The organism is Kitasatospora sp. NPDC006697 (genome assembly GCF_042869935.1).
Taxonomy (GTDB): domain Bacteria; phylum Actinomycetota; class Actinomycetes; order Streptomycetales; family Streptomycetaceae; genus Kitasatospora.
Map to the genome: position 1 here is coordinate 44,820 of NZ_JBIAGU010000048.1, position 17,306 is coordinate 62,125.

General features: G+C 71.3%; 16 protein-coding genes. 14 read left to right on the forward strand and 2 right to left on the reverse strand.

The genetic code is table 11. From position 1 onward, the window contains the following. Window positions 1-10: 10 nt before the first annotated feature. On the reverse strand, window positions 11-1,645 hold the full coding sequence (locus tag ACFYNO_RS39270; RefSeq protein WP_388023047.1) for an ADP-ribosylglycohydrolase family protein: 1,635 nt from the start codon (window positions 1,643-1,645) through the stop codon (window positions 11-13). A gap of 367 nt (window positions 1,646-2,012) precedes the next feature. Between ACFYNO_RS39270 and ACFYNO_RS39275 the strand changes: the two genes are divergently transcribed. The 3 genes from ACFYNO_RS39275 to ACFYNO_RS39285 all read left to right on the forward strand — a co-directional run bounded on the left by ACFYNO_RS39275 (window position 2,013) and on the right by ACFYNO_RS39285 (window position 3,838). Continuing rightward, a complete protein-coding gene (locus ACFYNO_RS39275) occupies window positions 2,013-2,306 on the forward strand; it encodes a hypothetical protein (protein ID WP_388023050.1) in 294 nt (97 codons plus the stop codon). Continuing rightward, window positions 2,303-2,911 (forward strand): hypothetical protein, encoded by a 609-nt coding sequence (locus ACFYNO_RS39280; protein WP_388023052.1) that lies wholly within the window; start codon window positions 2,303-2,305, stop codon window positions 2,909-2,911. The genes ACFYNO_RS39275 and ACFYNO_RS39280 overlap by 4 nt, the downstream gene beginning before the upstream one ends. Before the next feature lie 198 nt (window positions 2,912-3,109). After that, the gene (locus ACFYNO_RS39285; RefSeq protein ID WP_388023054.1) at window positions 3,110-3,838 is read left to right on the forward strand and encodes a hypothetical protein; all 729 of its coding nucleotides are present in this window, start codon (window positions 3,110-3,112) and stop codon (window positions 3,836-3,838) included. Window positions 3,839-3,855: 17 nt separating this feature from the next. Here the strand turns inward: ACFYNO_RS39285 and ACFYNO_RS39290 are convergent, their stop codons facing one another. Beyond that, on the reverse strand, window positions 3,856-5,076 hold the full coding sequence (locus tag ACFYNO_RS39290; RefSeq protein WP_388023057.1) for an IS110 family transposase: 1,221 nt from the start codon (window positions 5,074-5,076) through the stop codon (window positions 3,856-3,858). A gap of 239 nt (window positions 5,077-5,315) precedes the next feature. Here ACFYNO_RS39290 and ACFYNO_RS39295 point away from each other — a divergent pair, with 239 nt between their 5' ends. From ACFYNO_RS39295 to ACFYNO_RS39345, 11 genes are all read left to right on the forward strand, one after another. After that, window positions 5,316-5,888 carry a hypothetical protein gene (locus ACFYNO_RS39295; RefSeq protein WP_388023059.1) on the forward strand — a complete coding sequence of 191 codons (573 nt, stop codon included), beginning with the start codon at window positions 5,316-5,318 and terminating at the stop codon, window positions 5,886-5,888. A gap of 18 nt (window positions 5,889-5,906) precedes the next feature. Further along, entirely contained in the window at window positions 5,907-6,752 is an 846-nt protein-coding gene (locus ACFYNO_RS39300; RefSeq protein ID WP_388023061.1) for a hypothetical protein, read from the forward strand. Between the two features lie 590 nt (window positions 6,753-7,342). Beyond that, complete coding sequence (locus ACFYNO_RS39305) at window positions 7,343-8,041, forward strand: cell envelope biogenesis protein OmpA (protein ID WP_388023063.1); 699 nt, start codon at window positions 7,343-7,345, stop codon at window positions 8,039-8,041. A gap of 46 nt (window positions 8,042-8,087) precedes the next feature. Continuing rightward, window positions 8,088-8,567, forward strand: coding sequence for a hypothetical protein (locus ACFYNO_RS39310; RefSeq protein ID WP_388023066.1), 480 nt, complete (start codon window positions 8,088-8,090; stop codon window positions 8,565-8,567). Between the two features lie 84 nt (window positions 8,568-8,651). Beyond that, the gene (locus tag ACFYNO_RS39315; RefSeq protein ID WP_388023067.1) at window positions 8,652-8,939 is read left to right on the forward strand and encodes a hypothetical protein; all 288 of its coding nucleotides are present in this window, start codon (window positions 8,652-8,654) and stop codon (window positions 8,937-8,939) included. Beyond that, a complete protein-coding gene (locus tag ACFYNO_RS39320) occupies window positions 8,936-9,940 on the forward strand; it encodes a hypothetical protein (protein ID WP_388023070.1) in 1,005 nt (334 codons plus the stop codon). The genes ACFYNO_RS39315 and ACFYNO_RS39320 overlap by 4 nt, the downstream gene beginning before the upstream one ends. A gap of 118 nt (window positions 9,941-10,058) precedes the next feature. After that, window positions 10,059-11,147 carry an Eco57I restriction-modification methylase domain-containing protein gene (locus ACFYNO_RS39325; protein WP_388023073.1) on the forward strand — a complete coding sequence of 363 codons (1,089 nt, stop codon included), beginning with the start codon at window positions 10,059-10,061 and terminating at the stop codon, window positions 11,145-11,147. A 172-nt stretch (window positions 11,148-11,319) separates the two neighbouring features. Beyond that, window positions 11,320-12,690, forward strand: a complete 1,371-nt coding sequence (locus tag ACFYNO_RS39330; protein ID WP_388023076.1) for a tyrosine-type recombinase/integrase — start codon at window positions 11,320-11,322, stop codon at window positions 12,688-12,690. Further along, complete coding sequence (locus ACFYNO_RS39335; RefSeq protein ID WP_388023078.1) at window positions 12,684-14,432, forward strand: hypothetical protein; 1,749 nt, start codon at window positions 12,684-12,686, stop codon at window positions 14,430-14,432. Before ACFYNO_RS39330 ends, ACFYNO_RS39335 begins: the two co-directional genes overlap by 7 nt. Beyond that, window positions 14,429-16,636, forward strand: coding sequence for an integrase (locus tag ACFYNO_RS39340; RefSeq protein WP_388023081.1), 2,208 nt, complete (start codon window positions 14,429-14,431; stop codon window positions 16,634-16,636). Before ACFYNO_RS39335 ends, ACFYNO_RS39340 begins: the two co-directional genes overlap by 4 nt. A 2-nt stretch (window positions 16,637-16,638) precedes the next feature. After that, the gene (locus tag ACFYNO_RS39345) at window positions 16,639-17,133 is read left to right on the forward strand and encodes a hypothetical protein (protein WP_388023084.1); all 495 of its coding nucleotides are present in this window, start codon (window positions 16,639-16,641) and stop codon (window positions 17,131-17,133) included. Window positions 17,134-17,306 lie beyond the last annotated feature (173 nt).

Consider the following 17,306-nt stretch of genomic DNA (forward strand, 5'->3'; position numbering starts at 1 on the left):
GCACCGCGTTTCAGCGACGGTGGATCAGCCCGCGCCACCGCGACCGCCGAGCCGGGCGGAAGGCAGCCCGCTGGGGCTCCTCACCGGCCAGCTGGAAGACCGCGTCGAGCATCTCGGGATGGTTCGGCAGCGTCCAGTAGTTGCCGAGTGCCCGGTTGACCTCTCGCAGCGCGTCCAGCGGCGGCACGCCGTCGGCGAGGTGGCTGTACAGGGCCGCGATGGCGGGGGTGCGGCTGCGTCCGGCCACGCAGTGGAGCAGTACGCGCTTGCCCTCCTGCCGGAGCCGCAGGACCTCGCGGGCGGCCTGGTCGAGGGTGAAGTGGAGGTGCGAGTTCGCGCCGGACTTGTCGACGAGCCACACCCGGGAGTGCTCGACGTCGGCGCCGGTCAGGATCGGGTCGGATCCGACGCGGCACAGGGAGACGACCGCGTCGACCGGCGCGGGACCGGTGTACTCGGTCAGCGCCAGGTTGCCCAGGAAGAGGCCGGGGTCGCGGGGGTGCTGGACGGAGAACGCCTTGCCCGAGGAGAGCGGGGTGGTGACCCGGGGTGCGGAGGGCCAGCCGTCGCGGTCGTTCTGCCCGGTGCGGGCCGTCAGCACAGCGAGACGGACAAGGTCGGCGCTGGTGTTGGACGGCCAGCCGTGGACCTTTCGCTGCCAGGCCAGCGGGATGGCCGAGCTGCCCCAGCGCGCGCCGAGCAGAGCACCCGCGATGGCGGCGACGGTGTCCGTATCGCGGCCACTGCGCACGGCGGCCTCCAGCGCGAGCTGGAAGTGCCGTGCGGCGAAGCTGCCCTGCTCCGGCCGGTCCTCGGGCACCGGCGTGCGCACGATGGCGGACCACGCGGCCTGGAGGGCTTCCACCACCCAGCCGTTGCGCTGGAAGTGGCGCGGCGGGTGGGCCTCGGCCTCGTCCAGACGCGCCGCCCACACGCTGCGGCGCGGCTCGGGCAAGAGCTCAAGACCCTCCCGGACGCCCTCGAAGGTGCCGGTCAGGACAGCGGTCCTGATGCCGGAGCACCACAGGATGCACGCCTCGGCACAGTCAGGATCGGCGTGGGTCAACTCGCTGACCAGCTTCGCGGCCTCGGCCATGGCGTCTGCGTCATCCAGGTAGGCGAGCGCGACGACACCGGTCCTCATCAGCGAGCCGTTCCCGGCGCTGCTGTTCGGGTGGGTGGCCGCATACCGGCGGGACACCGCCAGCATCACCTCGGAGGGCGAGCGGCCCTTGCCCCGCGCCGTGGCGCTCAGGACGCTGCGCGTCTGGTTGCCGACGTCGGCCGGGCCGCCGCCGTACCAGCGGAGAAAGTTTGTGGCGATCGCGTCCAGCGCTTCCGGGGTGCGCAGATCCGCGCCGGTCGCGGCGACTTCGGCGATGCTCACGTGCATCTGAGTGTCGTCGCTGTACTCGCCGGGGGCGAAGTTGAAGGGGCCGCCGCCCTTCATCTCCGGGAACTGGCTGTCGCTCATGCTGGGCTGGAACTCGTAGGGAACGCCGAGCGCATCGCCCGCCGCCGCGCCCAGGATGACGCCGGCGGCGCGGTCCGTGGCCTTCTCGTCCAGGAGCGGCGTCGGAGCGGTGGCAGCGGGCCACGGGCCGAGGTCGGCGTAGGTGCGGGGGGAGGCGGAGGAGGAAGCCATGGGGGGTCTCTTTCTGCGGGGCCGCTGAGGCCGGGACGACGACCGCACACGGGCGGAGTCGGGAAGGAAGGGGGCGCGGCACGGGTATCGGCCGGGCGGGCCACGGGGTTGTCCGCCGCGACGCATTGACAACTTGTCATAGCGTCACGGCGCACGTCAAGGGGATTGGGGAAGTTGCGTAAAGCTATGAGTCTGCGTATGGTCGGAATCGTCCGGCGGGCGAAGAGCTCCCGGATGCCCCTGGAACTCAGCGCAGCAGGCTGCGGCTTGCAGATCCGCGAGCGGCAGGCCGACTCCTCCCAGATACGCCCTCGCCCGTCGGCGCTGGCCGGAGCTGCGCCGCACCGAGATCAGACCGGAGTACGACATGCCCGTCCCCGACCTTGCCCGGCTCGTCCGCGAGGCGAACCGCGACCGGCTCGCGGCCGCTGTCCTGGCGGCCGTTGACGCCGTCGCCTGGTACACGCAGCCCCCGAAGCCCGACTACGGCGACACCGACCACAGCATCGCCCGCACCGAGGCGAAGGCCGAACTGGCCGAAGAGGTGGTGGACTCCGTGGTCCTCGCCCTGAGCGCGAGCGTCATCACCGACCCCGCGGGCGGGGGGAGCAGCAGCACGCGCCCGGAGGCGCCCGCCCCTTCGACGGAGGAACGACCTTGACCGCCCACTGGCGATCCCTCCCCATGCCGCCGAACGTCGCACGGCTCCCGCGCAACACCGCCGGGCGGCCAGTCCCCAGCAACACGCCCTGGCACGACTCCGCTGCCGGTGACGGGCAGTTGACCGTCAGATCCAGCGTCGAACTCGGCGAGCACGTGGTATGCCCGTGCGAGCCCGGCCGTGGAACGGCCGCGTTCGGCGACCAGTGCCCGCCCCGCCAGAGGGCGTTGATGTCGCAGCGCCTCTGCGGGATCTGCGGAAGGGCGATCAAGGTGACGAGCCGCCTGGTGTTCATCGGGGGCCCGAACGCCGCGTTCTACATCGAGCCCCCGGTCCACCCTCGGTGCGCGGCTTACGCGCTGATGGTCTGTCCGACACTCGCGGCGGCCGAGGACGTCGAGCTGACGATCGCTCGCACTTACAGCCTCCGCGAGCGCCGCATGACCGGCGTCTCCGCCGAGTACACCCTCATCTACGACCTGTTCCCATACAGGGATCCGGCCGCCCGCCGCAGGGGGCCGCTGGACTTCTACCTGGCTTTCCCCGAGAACGCCCACCGGATCACCGCCAAGGAATGGCTGGCCGATCACGCCCCCACGCTGTAGGCCGGCCGCCACCGTACGGGCGCGCAGGCGCCCCCTGACGACGAGAGAGCCATGACGTGCAAATGCGGGGCCCGCACGTACGAGGACCACCTGGCGAAGGCGCGGGCCGGCTACCCCGGCCACGCCTACCGCGGAACTGTCTGGCGGCCCGGTCCCTGAAGGGCCGCACCCTCCCCGATCGAGAGGAACCACCGAACGATGCGAACCACCGCCGACTCCCGCGCGGACGCCCAACGCCTGATCGACGCCCTGCCCGTCCCCCTGCCCCAGGACGACGCACGCCGCGCCGACGCCGTACAGTCCGCCCTCCTGGACAGCGGGCTGCTGAGCCGAGACGACCTCGGCAACTCTCCCGCCGTCGCGGCCGCCACCCGGGACGGCCTCACCAGCCTGGCCCACCTCCTGGACGCCCGCGTCCAGGGGCAGGGAGGCGGCCGACTGTTGCTGCTCCTCCTTGCCCAGCGCGAACGGTTCACTCCGCACCCCACGCCTGACAAGGCTGAGCTCCGCGTACGGGGAGCAGCCGACGCTCTGTTGCACCTCGGCATGTGGCACGTGGACGACACGCTCCGGCTTCTCGGCGGCGCTCTGCAGGTTCACGCCGAGGAAGCGCGTAATGCCGCAGGCAGCGGTATGCCGTCCCCCACCCCGGCCCCCAGCTCCGGCCTCGTGCCGGTCGCACCGGGGCTGAGCGCGGACGGCGGGGAGCTGCACCTGGCCGTCGGGGCGTTCGGCGCTGACGGCGCCCTCTCCGTCTGCGGACGATGGCTGTCCGCGCACGTAGCGGATGTCGCCAGCGGCTCCGTCCCGCCCGAGTGCGACACCTGCTTCGGCCTGTCCGTGCAGGGCCCTGCACTGATCTTCACCGGTGAGGAACACGACGCGTGGGCCGCCTTCGTCGAGGCCCACCGCAGGGAGGAGGCGTGAGTTTCCTGAGTCAACCCCTATGCCGCCCGAGCCGTCTCGGAAGCCGCTTTGATCTTGCTGTTGCTCTGGTGGGTGACGGGGTCGTAGCAGACTCCGTCGCGCCAGCAGGCCCAGATCACCCGCAGCCAGGCACGGGCGAGGATGCGGACGGCGTGCGGGTGCCGCTTCTTGCGGGCCCGGGCGTCGGTGTAGATCTTCGCGGCCCAGTCGCTGCCGTGTCGGCTGTTGTCCGCGAAGGTCGTGATGGCGATGCGGGCGCGCCGGTTGGTGGCGACGCGGAACGTCACCGCGCGGGACTTGCCGGAGGCCCTGGTGACCGGGACGACGCCGGCCTCGGAGATGAACTGCTCGCAGGACTCGGCCCGTTCGAGGATCGGGCCGATCTCGCCGATGATCTGGCCCAGGTTGACCTTCCCGATGCGCGGCATGGTGGCCAGCAGCGGTGCGTAGGGGTGCGCTTCGACCGCGTCACCGATGGCCTTGTCGAGTTCGCGGATCGTGGCCCGTATGCCCCGCACGAGCTGCACCTGGACGCGGATCAGCGTGGCCACGGCGGCTTCGCCGAGCCTGCTGGCGGCCGTCGGGGCGGAGCGCATCCGTTCGACGAGGACCTTGCCCGATCGCTTGCCGGAGTAGCCGCGCCGCTTGCACCACGTCTCCAGCTTGGCCGGGGTGAGCTTGGCGGCGGCCTGCGGGGTCGGGTAGCGATCCAGGAACTCCAGCGCGATGTCGCTGTCGCGGTCGGCGAAGACCGCCTTGCCGCCTGGCCACAGCTGGTCGAGCTGGGCGTCGAGTTGGTTGACGGCGGCGACGCGCATCTCGATGTGGTCGGCGCGCTGCCGGGTCAGGGCCTGCAGTTCCAGGGTCCTGGGGTCGGTCGGGACCAGGCGTCGCAGCTGGTGGCCGTCGGTGCGCAGGTAGTCGGCGAGCTTGTGGCTGTCCCCGGCGTCGGTCTTGGCCTTGGAGGCGCCCCAGCGCGGGCGCATCGCGTGGAAGGCGTTCGGGTGCACCGGCACGACCGGGTGGCCGGCGGCCAGCAGCCGGTCCACGACCAGGCCGCGGGTGGTCTCGATCGCCACCGGCAGGTCGGCCGGGCTCCCGAGCCGGCGAAGGCGCTTGAGAGTGGCCTCGATGCCTTGCTCGGTGTGTGCCAGTTCCCAGCGGTCTACGCGGGCACCGGAGTTGTCCATGACGGTGACGTCGTGGGTCTCGGTCGCCCAGTCCCATCCGATGAACACGAAGGTCGTACTCCTGTGACTTCGACGGAGCACCTGCCCGGTGGTGAGGTCGTCTGCCGGGAGCTCATTAATCGGCCCTCTGCGGGGCGTGTCCCTGATGCCGATCAGACGGCCTCGGCCCGGCGGGGCTGGCATAACTCACGCTGGCCGTCGAACGGCTCGCGCCAATGGCCATGCACCCACCGGGACCGAGAGGTCACAACCCTACCGAAGAGGGCTGCAGAAGGGATGGTCCTCTAATGAGCGCCGACACCGGCTCGGCGATCGAGCGCCGACTCGCGGCTCAACTGCCGGCTCCGATCGCCGCCCGGCCGAAGGACGCGCGCGGCTATCCGATCAGCTTCGTGACCGCCCTGGGGCTCGACGGGACGCCGGACTTCACCGAGCTCGACGGACCCCGACGGGCCCAGGCGATCACCGAGCACCTGTGCGGCCTGTGCGGTCAACCGCTGCCGCTGGTCCGGGCGGTGATCGGAGGGCCGCAGGTGGTCGAGCACCACCTCGCGATGGACCCGCCGATGTGCGTGCCATGCGCGGTCTTCGCAGCCACGCACTCCGCGGCCGGCTGCCCGTTCCTTATGAACCCGAACGCGCACTACCGCAAGGACCGCACCACCCGGCCATCGTCACCCCTGGTGGCTCAGGAGCGGCCGCAACGCATGTACCTGGCTCGCACCTTCGCCCACCAGGCGATCCGGCTGGCGCTGCCGGACGGGTCCGAGGAGGTCATGGCGCTGTGCGCCCGCTGGACGGGCCTGGAGGAGATCCGCGCCGGGCAGCTGGTCGACGCGCGGCACCTCCTGAGTGGATAGTTGCTTAACGTTATGAGTGTGGCTATGGTTCTGGTGTCGGTGATGGCGCGCGCCCCGCCGATCACCTCCGCGCTCCGCCGCCACCCCCGGGAGTACGCCATGCCGAGCCCCGTCATGTCCGAAGCCGACTCGAACAGCCTGCTCAGCCTTCTGCGCAGCGCCCCCTTCACCGCCCCGTACCTCGGCGAGACCATCGACTGGATCCGCCGGTCAGTACAGCAGGAGGCCGACCGGGCCCGGGGCCCGCTCGACGTCGACACCGAAGTGCTGCGCCGCCTGGACGCGTACGCGGCGGGCCGGGGCCTGGGTGCCGCCGAGCTCGGGCGCCGACTCGCCGACGCCCGCCACGCACTGGAGGCCGTCCGCCACGACCACTACCTCCGACTGACGATCGGCCAGAGCGCCACCGGCAGCACGGCGCAGGCCTCCCGCCGCGCCGAGCTCCTCAAGCTCGCCACTGCCGTCGGCAGTTCCCGCGTCGCCGCCGGGCCCACGGGGGTGATCGTGATCACCTCCGCGGGCTCCGGCAGCACGGTCTTCCGGCCCGTCAGCCCGGAGGTCGCCCACCGCCTGAAGGGCGTGGCCCGCGAGCGCAAGGAAGCGACGGTGCGGCGCAGCGCAGCCATCCGCGATCTGCTCGCCCAGCATGTCCGGATGGCCGACTGGAGCGATCCGCAGACCGTCGGAGTTGTGGTCGACGGCAGCGACGCGACGGTGACCGTGTCGTGGTGGGAATCGCACGTGACGGGCGGCCCGAGCCTCTGGGCCGAAGGAGGAGTGCGGTCCCTGTGCGCGGCGCTTCTCGCCGATCGCGGCTACACGGCGGCCCTGGCCTGCGACGGCACCCTCCACATCGCTTCCTGACGGGCGTCGACAGAGCTCACACCCCGAGGCGGCCTCTTCGGCCGCTCGGCGACCAGCCCGGCAGCAGTCGACCCGCCTCCCGGACCTCGCCGCAGCACCGGACCTTCCTGGACGGCCGAATGCAGAGTCCCCCGGCGCCCCCATGCTGGACGACCGACCACGGCGCGCGGATCACGAGCGGCGGCGTACCGCCGATCAACTGACGGGCGGCCAGCGTTCCGCAGGCAGCCGACTCCGGAATCCGCGCAGGTGGAGACGGGCCTTGGGCGTCACGGGCACGGGGCATTCAGCAGCCGGCCCAAGGCGGACCGCTGCGCCGAACCGGTTGGGGCCTGACCCTGGCGCCTTCCGAAGGTCGGCCGAGGGGGCTTCGCCCTGACGGAGCGCCGTCGACATCCCGACGATCGCCGTGCGCCGACACTGCCGGACGACCTTGAGTTGCTTAAGTCTATGACTATGGATAGTGTCTTGTTGTGCCACCGATACAGCAACGGACGGTCGTCGGCGATCACCGGACCAGATATGCGCCCGTCTCGGCAGTGCCACCGCTGCTCGACAGCCCCGCCCCGCGCCAGCGTGAAGGAGTCCTCATGCCCAGCACCACCAGCACCGTTCCCGAAGCCTCCACGCAACACGTCGCCTCACCGCTGTGCCCGGCCTTGGGCGGGCGAGCAGTCCAGGCCGCGGGACCACCGGTGCCCATCCGCTGCCGGGAGCGGCAGCTCGTGGGCGGCCTCGTCGTCCCCTGGATCTCCTACGAGCACGGCGGACACTCCGCCTTCGGCACCGTCGACGCCGTCAGGGCGCAGCAGGCGCTGGCCGAGCGGCTGTGCCAGGTCTGCGGAGAACAATTGGAGGAGCGCTTCTGCCTGGCGGTCCGGCCGATGGACGTCCGGGTCGGCTTCGCGCCCGAACCCGCGCTCCACCCGGAGTGCCTGGCCTACAGCAAGCAGCGGTGCCCCATGCTCAACGGAACCGCCACGACCTATCGCGCGAGTTCCATGCTGGCCAGGCACCCGGCAGGACGCCCGTGCGACGACCTCAACTGCCCCTGCCTGGAGGCCGTCCCGGACGAAGGCCACTCCGCGCGCTCGGGCCGTCCCGCCGACGACTTCGACGCCTGGATGATCGACACCTCCCACTACCGGATCAAGACAGCCCCGGACCGGCCGCACGTGCTGCTCGGGGTGGACCTGGCGGTCCCCGTCCTCCGGATCCGGCCCATCCGGAGAAACCCTCAGCCCGAACTGGACCGCCTTCTTGCCCTGTTCAGCGCCCTGGGTCTGTAACGGCCTACACAGCCCCGCCCGACCCGAAACCACGGAGACCACTCCCATGACCACCCCCACCCCCGCGCCCCCCACGCAGAGGGCCGTCAAGCACCTCAAGGCCGCCTCTGCCACCTCGAACGGCCGGCTGCCCGAGAAGATCAGCAAGAAGGTCCTCCACGCGCTGCTGACCGACGGATACGCCTACCGCCCGGACGGCGACGGCTACCGCCTCTCGGTCAAGGACGCGCTCGCCAAGACCGTGGGGCCGGTGCTGATCACGGTGGAGGGCCGCAGGGCAGCCCTGAGCGCACCGCAGCTGTACGCCCTGACCCGGCACGTCGGTCCGAACGGCCGTCTGGCACCGAACGTCACTTGGCAGACGGCAAGCTCCCTCGTTGACCTCGGACTCGCCGAGTACCGCGACGCGAACGGGAACCCCAAGCCGACCGACGGCGACACCGGCGTCTCCGGCGCGGTCCACTACCCGTTCCGCACCGCCCTCGGGCAGCAGGTCGCCGAGCTTCCGGCGCTGCCCGCTCACTGACTTGCCCTCATACGGCGCCCGGCCACGGCAGGGCCGGGCGCCGACCCCCGCCCCACCCACCAGCCCTTCCCGGAGGTACTGATCATGTTCGGCCCTTGCCCGGAGTGCGGTGAAACCGCTCCCTCGATCGCCGCGACGGCATGGATCAACATCGTCGACGCCGACGACCCCAGCGCAACGCACATGGAGATCACCGACCTCCAGACCGACGAGGTCGAACTTCACTGCGCGAACTGCAACCGCGCCCTCCCGCTGCGCGAGCAGCCCGCCGCGGACCTGGTCGTCTCCCTGTTCATCAGCCTGTTCGAGACCCACGGTCTCGACCCCGCCCGCATCGGCAAGCTGATCCTCTCCGAGCAGGTGAGCCCGTGAGCATCGAGCACAGCGCCGAGACCGCAGAGCAGATGCGCGCCGACCTCGCCGACTTCTTCGGCAAGCCCGTCCGCGGCCTGCCCGTGGCCCTGGACTTCATCCAGGCCATGCACCTGAGCCGGACCGGCGAGGACCTCGGGGACGACCGGCAGGCCGTCGAGCTCCACTTGAACCACGTCATCCAGATGTCCAAGAACCTCGACCAGGCCCAGGTCTGGGTCGCCTCGCCGTCCCTCACCTCGGCCATGGCCGACCACGAGCTGGTCACGAGCCCCGACGGCTACCTCCTGGAGAGCACCGACGAGGCCCCGGCCCCGGTCGGCGTCGTGCTGTTCCCCGTCCCGATCACTGCCGCCTCCGAGCTCCCCATCCACGGGCTGGCCTGGGAGTCGGAAGGAAGCGGGGCCCAGCTCCAACTGTCCGTGACCGCGCTCACCAGTACAGCCGACCTGTACGAGGCCCTTCCCCCGCCCCTCCTTCCCTCCCATTGGACCCGCAGCTCCTACGCCCCCAACGCCATGGTCCTGGCCGTCCCTCAGGTCAGCACGAAGATCCAGAGCTACGGACACCACCCCCACTGGGGCGCGGCCCCGGCGTCCATCCTGATCGGCCTTCTCCTCGCGTTCTGGTCGCTGCGGCCCGCGTTCGAGCACGACGAACAGACCGTGACGCGGAAGAGCGGCAAGGGCCGCAAGCTTCGCGTCAAGTTCCGGGAGGTCCGCGTGATCCGTGAGGCCGCGACCCGCTACACCGGCGAGCACGTTGCGGCCGAGCATGACCGCAGGTGGGCTGACGAGACGCTGCGCTGGAGCGTCGACGCCCGGTGGAGCTGGCGCTGCCCCAACCCCCGCGATCACAAGGCCATCGTCGAGGCAGGAGGGACCTGTCCCAAGATCAAGGTCCAGGTCAAGGCGCACGTCAACGGCCCCGTGGGCCGACGTCTCGACACCCGTCGTACCGCCCGGATCAGCACGATCAGCACCAGAGCAACCGCATCGTGAGAAGCCCTCTCCCCAGAGCCCGCCGCGCGAACGGCTGACTCGAAACGACGACTTGAACACCTCGGAGGCGGTCTCCGTGCCACCTGGGCGCAGTCCGCCTCCGCGCGAAAGGAACTCCGTGTCTTCTGCCGCAACGCTCTCCCCTCGGGCCTGCGAACGCCTGGTCGCCGATCTCACCAGCGAGATCGGTGTCAGAGCCGCCGTCTCCTGGGCCCACGCGGTCGCCCTGGTCAAGCACGCCACCGCGCACGGCCTCGTAGCCTCGCTGCGCCGGGGTGGCGCCGGCCCCGATCACACCAGGCATGTCCTAGGCGCCCTGGCCGCCTCGCACCCGGCGCTTGAACCGCTCGCCGACCCGCAGGCCGTCCCCCTCTGGGGGAGTCCGATCAGTCAGGCCGGCTGGGAGCTGATCGCCCGGCTGTGGAGCACCGCGCCGATCGTCGACGACGGTCACCGCGTCGACGGGTACCGCCTGGGAGACGCCTACCAGGCGCTGTCGGCCGATGCCCGGAAGTCGAGAGCGCTGTGCCAGACCCCGCCCTGGGTCGCGGAACTGCTGCTCGACCTCTCCCTCGAGCCGGCGCTCGACGACGTCGGCGCGGACCGCGTCCGGATGATCGACCCGGCCTGCGGGACCGGACACATCCTGGTGGCCGCCTTCCACCGTGTCCGGGCCCACCGGCCGCGGGGGCGGGCACCGTACGCCGGGGCCACGGCCGAACGCTCCCTGGAACGTGCCCTGCAGGCCGTACACGGCGTCGACCTCGACCCCTATGCGGCCGCCCTGACGCGCTACCGGCTCCTCGCGACGACTGCCGGCATCCTGGGCAGCCCCATCGCGGCCCTGCCCACGAGCTGGCCCGTGCGGGTCGCCGCAGCCGATGCCCTGCTCAACACCGACGAGCCGCTGCTCCACCGGGGCCGCTACGACGCGGTGGTGGGCAACCCGCCCTACATCACGGTCCCCGACCCCCAGACGCGCGAGCAGATCCGGCGCGCCTACCCGCAGGTGTGCAGCGGCAAGTACAGCCTCGCGCTGCCGTTCACCGCGTTGATGACCGAGCTGGCCCGGCCAGGCGGAACGGTCGCGCAACTCACGGCCAACTCCTTCATGAAGCGCGAGTTCGGCAAGAAGTACATCGAGCAGTACCTCTCCCGCCTGGACTTGGTCTGGGTGATCGACACATCGGGGGGTATCCCTGCTTAGTTACCGAGTCTCTTTCGAGAACTCCTCTCCGGGATGACCCTGACGGCGCTTCATATATCCATTGCACTTCTACGTGTCTCTATCTAGGGTCTCAATCATGTTCTTGATCTTCTTCAGCTCGGCGGACTGGGACCGCTGGGGCCTTGGAGGTCGGCCGCTCATTCCTGAGGGAATGCCTGTGCTGATCGACGACGACCTCCAGTTCGAGGACGTCGGCAGGCCTCGCGCCACGGTCGCGGCGAACCTCTGGCTCCGGGAGTTGCCGATCAGCGGCGCCCCCTCCCCCAATACGTGGAAGACGTACGCGCAGGCCCTGAAGAGCTGGCTGGAGTTCCTGGCCAAGGTCGGAGTTCACCCGTTCGGGAGCCGGGAGGAGCTCCGGGCCGCGCTCAGCAGCTTCTCGGAGTACCGCTTCTCCGGGCCGCTGGACGCGCGGTGGGACGGCACGACATGGAACCAGAGCATCAACACCGTGGCGCGGTTCTACCAGTGGGCGGCGGAAGAACAGCACTGCGACGTGGTGCCGTTCAGCTACGCGATGGCTCGGCGGTACACCGAGTCCGGGGTGCAGATGACCCGGCGCAACACGGCGACGGTGCGGCGGGCGAAGCCCCACGTGACGCTGAAGTACCTGGAGCCGGACTTCCTGGACATGTTCCTCAAGGCCCTGGCCGGGCTTCAGCCGGACGGCGAGCCGGACACCTTCCGAGGCCACCACCTGGGCAGGAATGCGGCGATGGGCAAGCTCGTGGTCTCCTCCGGCACGCGCGCCCAGGAGTTCACCCACCTCCTGCGCTACGAGCTTCCCCCAACTCCGCTGCGGGACATCGGTGTTCCGGTCCCGTTTCCACTGTCGGAGCAGATCACCAAGGGCAAGAAGCCGCGGACGACGTGGGTGGACTACGAGGCCCTGGCGGAGATGTGGCAGTACATCGACCTGGACCGGGCCGCGATCGCCGACGGCCGGATCTATGTGCCTGAACTGCGGCTCGGCGAACGGCTGGTGGTCAGCGAGCCGGACTGGGAGGGCGGCAGGGTCAACGGCCGGCGCCAGTCCTGGCGCAAGCTCAACCTGGCCGAGCGCCTGCGGCTGGTGGCCGAGGACGGATCACCCGGCGTGATCGCGCTCCAGTCCGACGGAACTCCTTTCACCGACTGGGCGACGACATTCCGCCGCACTTCAGAGCGCATCCGACGGGACTTCGAGCCGCGCTTCCCGACCGTGACACCGCACACTCTGCGTCACACCTTCGCCATGGCGACGCTGGAGCGCCTGGTCCGGGGCTACTACCAGCGGGCCGCGGCCCTGGTGGCGGACACCGACGAGAACGCCGCCCTGGCGCTCTACCTGACCAAGCAGGACCCGCTGATGGTGCTGCGCGACCTGTTGGGGCACAGCAGCGTGACCACCACGGAGATCTACGTCATGCGGCTGGACGTTCAGCGGATCTACCGGGACCTGTACGCCGAGGTCGGCAACAAGAGCGGTTTGGAGGCTGCGGAGGCCGCGGCCGAGTTCGATGCGGAGGACGGCGAATGGTGACCCGGGTGGAGCACGACCCGCTGCGGGTGGAGTTCGACTTCCCCGACGGCACGCAGTGGACGGCCCGGCTCGAAGGGACCGCCAACCCGGTGCTCGCAGCGGAACTGGCGTCCGGGCTGGTGCAGTTGACGCATCCGCTGGGCGACATCTCCCGGAAGGGAACGGCGATCCAGTACGCCTCGACGATCCGCAAGATGGCAGCTGCCCTGGCCGACGCCGGGTTCCGGGGCGGCGTCGCCGAACTGCGCAGGGGCCACATGCTGGAGTACTGGCTGGCGGCGACGCCGGCGCGGGGCATGTACAGCCGGATGCTGCTGAAGGGGTGCGGCGAGCGGGTGGACGCCGAACTGCGGGCCCACCTGGTGGGCCGCGCGATCCGCAAGGCCCCGGCCTCGAAGCCGTGGCAGCCCTACAGCGAGGCCGAGTGGAAGGCGATCGAGGCCGCCCTGCGCGAGCGGGTGGGGGCCTTCATATCGGCTCACCGGCAGGCGCTGACGCTGGCCGGTCACGGCCCGGACGGAGCAGGCCGCGGCGTCAACCGGCAGAACCTGGCCTGGGTGATGCGCGAGCACGGCCCGCTGAGCCGTGTCGCGCTGGCCGGCGTGATGGAGGTGTCCCTGGACGCCCTGGTGCCGGCCAGTGCGGTGGTCAACGAACTGCGCGACGCCCTGTTCCCGCCGGTGGACGCGGTGGTCGCCGCCCGGTACCTGTTCGGCGTCTACAGCGGGGTGGTGCCGGACGGTATCCGCGACCTGGGGCTGGAGGACATGACCTGGGCCGGGGACCGCACCGTGCTGCTGAACTACATCAAGCACCGCCGGGGCCCGGAGTCGGTGAACCTGTCTTCGCGCGGGGTCCGGCTGCTGGAGCGGTGGTTGGAGTGCTCCGAACTGCTGCGCACGTTCGCCCCCGCCGAGACCGCAGCACACCTGTGGATCTACCGGGACGTGAAGAACCGGCCCGGCGGACCGGACGGGCAGATGGCGGTGCTGTCGTCGGTGGAGGCGCCGACCGCCGGGGTGCGCGCACGCAAGCGGCTGTTCGATGCGATGGGCCTGCTCACGGACGACGGTGAGCCGTTGACGCTGCACGCCTCGCGCATCCGCACCACCTACCACAACCAGCTATCCCGCCGGGGCTGGACGGGTCGTACGACGATCGACCCCAACCACACCGCGCGGGTGGAGGGCGGCCACTACGTGTCGAGTGCGACGCCGGCCCAGAAGGACGCGCTGGAGTCGATCATCGAGGATGCCCAGGCGGATCTTCTGCGCCGTACTCGTCCGCCGGTGCTGCTGAACGACGAGGAGGCGGCCGACTTCGTGGCTGCCCAGCCGCAGGAGGCCGAGCGGCTCGGCCTGGACGAGGCTGCCCTGGCCGAGCTGCTGGGCGGGGAGATGGACGTGTTCACCGCCTCGTGCGCGAACCAGCTCGCCGGACTGCACGGGCCGAAGGGCAAGCCCTGCCCGGCCCGGCCGTGGGTGTGCCTGATGTGCCCGCTGGCGGTGTTCCTTCCCCGCCACGCGCCGAACCTGCTGCGGTTGAAGGCGTACTTCGCGCGCCAGTCGCGGCGGATGACCACCCAGCAGTTCCTGGCCGTCTTCGGCCCCTACGCCGACCGGCTCGACCACGACATCCTGCCCCGCTTCGACGAACGCACCCTGACCCAGGCCGCCGGTGCGGTCGAGGACACCGACGCCGAACTGCCGCTCCGCCCCGAGGAAGGAACCACCGCACAGTGACCGCCGTCTTCTTCCTGGAGCCTGTGACCGTCACCACCACCAGCGGGCCGATCCCGGCCGACTGGGCCCATAGGTCCGTGTTCGCGGGCGAGGACATCTGCCGGGCCGCCGGCTGGGAGGTGACCGACGGCGCCCACCGGCCCAACTTCGACGAGGACCTGTGGGACCTGTCCGGTCTGGCCCACCTGCCGCGCTCGATCCGCGCCAGCGCCAAGCGCCTGGACTTCACCCGGATCACTGACCCCGTCTTCCGGCTCACCGCCAAGGAGTACCTCTTCGCCCTGATCGCGCCCCAGCACCAGCGGGTCATCGAACTCCCCGACGCCTTCCGCGACTCGCGCAAGCCCACCACCTGCTACAACGCGCTCGGGCACCTGGCGAACTGGCTGAACTGGCTGACCGGGCAGGGCCTGGGCTCGCTCACCGAGGTACTCCAGGAGCACTGCGACGCCTACCGGACGAGCCGTCGCCGCCGCAGTGGCGACGGCCCGCTCGCCCCCGGAGCCATGGTCGGCGTGCTGCAGCCGGTGCAGTACCTCGCCTTCTACCGCGACCTGTTCACCGCGGACTCCTACCTGCCCGGCTTCGTGCCGTGGAAGGGCCACACCGTCAGCGAGGTCGCCGGCTGGCAGCCCGGCCGGGTCAACACCGCCCCGGCGGTGCCCGACGCGGTCTTCCAGCCCACCGTCGCCGCCGCGCTGTACCTGGTGGAGACCATCGGGCCGCACCTGGCCGCCGAGTTCGAGACGATGCTGCGCGTGCACGAGGAGGGGCAGTCGGGCTCGCTGCTGGAGCACCTGTCGCCGTCGACCTACGAGGTGCTGCGCGAGGCCCTCGAGGGGTACGTGCGCGAGAAGGTGCCGCTGCCGCGCATCGACACCCCGCGGATCAAGGTCCGGCTCACCATGGGCTGGGACGCGAACGACCCGCTGCTGGAGGTCAACACCCACCGCGTGGTCCACCGGGCCGTCGGCCGCGGCGGCATGGCCAGGAAGCTGGTGGAACAGACCCGGCCGCTGTGGGAGAACGCCCTGGCCCTGGCCGGCCTGGAGGAGGAGTTCGGCCGGGACGCCGCGCTGGTGCCCCGCGCCGACGACAAGACGCCGGTGCCGTGGACCCTGCCGACCTCGGCCCATGACCTGCGCCGCCTGCACTTCGTGGTCCTGGGCGCCTGCCGCCTGGTGACCGGCGCGCTCAGCGGGATGCGGGCCAGCGAGCTGGACGAGATCAGCGCCGACTCCCCGATGGCACCGGTCACCGTCCCCGGCGGCACCCAGCGCTTCCGTCTGGCCAGCAAGCTGATCAAGGGACAGGTCCTCGGCGGGGTCCGCGAGGAGTGGGTCGTGCTGGAGCCTGCCTACCGGGCCGTGCAGCTGGCCGCCCGCCTCAACCGGGCCAGCGGCCAGGAGCGGGCCTTCGCCATGGCCACCATGGACTACATTCACCAGCGGCTGCGCGAGTGGGTGAACGGGTCCGACGGGCAGCGCCTGGGGCTCGCCCCGATCCCGGCCGGGCCGGTGAACGGCCGGATGCTGCGGCGGACCGTCGCGCTGGCCATCGCACACCGCCCCGGCGGACTGCTCGCGGCCAAGATCCAGCTCAAGCACCTGTCAGTGGTCACCACCGAGGGCTACGCGCACCGGCCCGGAGGCTCCCAGGCCGCGCTGCTGAGCGACATCGAACAAGCCGAGCAGGAACGCAACCTCGAACTGACCACGGCCGCCTGGCACGACTACCAGCAGGGCCGCATGCCCGCCGGCCCCGGCGCGCGGGACCTGATCGCGGCCTTCGAGCACATCGACGCCGAACTCGCCGACCACACCCCGGGGGCGGCGTCCGTGCTCGACAGCGACCGCCGCCTGGAGAACCTGCTGCGCAAGCAGGCCAAGCACCTCCACCTGGGGACCGCGAACTACTGCTGGTTCCGCGACCCGGCCAAGGCCCTGTGCCTGCGGCTGGCCGGCACCCCGAAGGCGGACAAGCCGCTGGCCGGGATGTGCGACTCGGCCCGCTGCTCCCAGGCCACCCACCACCCGTGCCACCTGCCGGTGTGGGAAGGTCAGGTCGCCGACAACCAGGTGTTCCTGGGCAACCCGCGCTTCCCGAAGGCGGAGAAGGCCCGGCTGATGCCGGAGATCGAACGAGCTCTGCGCGTGGTCGAGGAGATCAAGGCCGCCGCGAAGCTGACGGAAGGAGCCGCCTGACCATGGCGCGGATCAACGAGGAGACCCGCACCCGCAACGAAGAGGCGATCCGCGCGGCAGCCGACCGGCTGCTGCGCGGAGAACTCCCCCCGGGCGGCAAGTGCGACCTCAAGACGCTCGCCGCCGAGGCGGGAGTGACCCGCACCGGCTTCTACCCGAAGAAGAACCGGGACGGCACCGAACGGCCCGGCCCCTACCAGCACCTCGCCGAGGAGTTCGAACGGCGGCTGGCCGCCCTCCAGGACGCCGGGGAGATCGTCGACCCGCGCGAGGCCCAGATCACCCGCCTCAAGGCCGACAACGCCGACCTGCGCGGGCGCGTCACCCGGCTGCACGCCCGGGTCACGGAGCTGGTGGAGTTCCAGACCCTGGCCGTGTCCCGGATCGCCGCCCAGCACGAGGAGATCGAGCGCCTGCGCAAGACCCTCGCCAACCAAGGGAACATCACCACCCTGCCCGTCCGGGCGCGCGTGGACCCCAACCGGGCACCCCGTTAGGGGCGGCCGACGATCAAAGTCACGGCGGTCTGGAATGATGACGGCGGCGGGGGGGGCCCCCGGGCGGGGGGGGGGGGGGGCCGGCGGGGGGGGGGCCCCCCGGGGGGGCGGGGGGGGGGGGGGCCCGCGGGGGGGGGGGGCCCCGGCCCGCCCCCCCCCCCCCACCCCCGCCG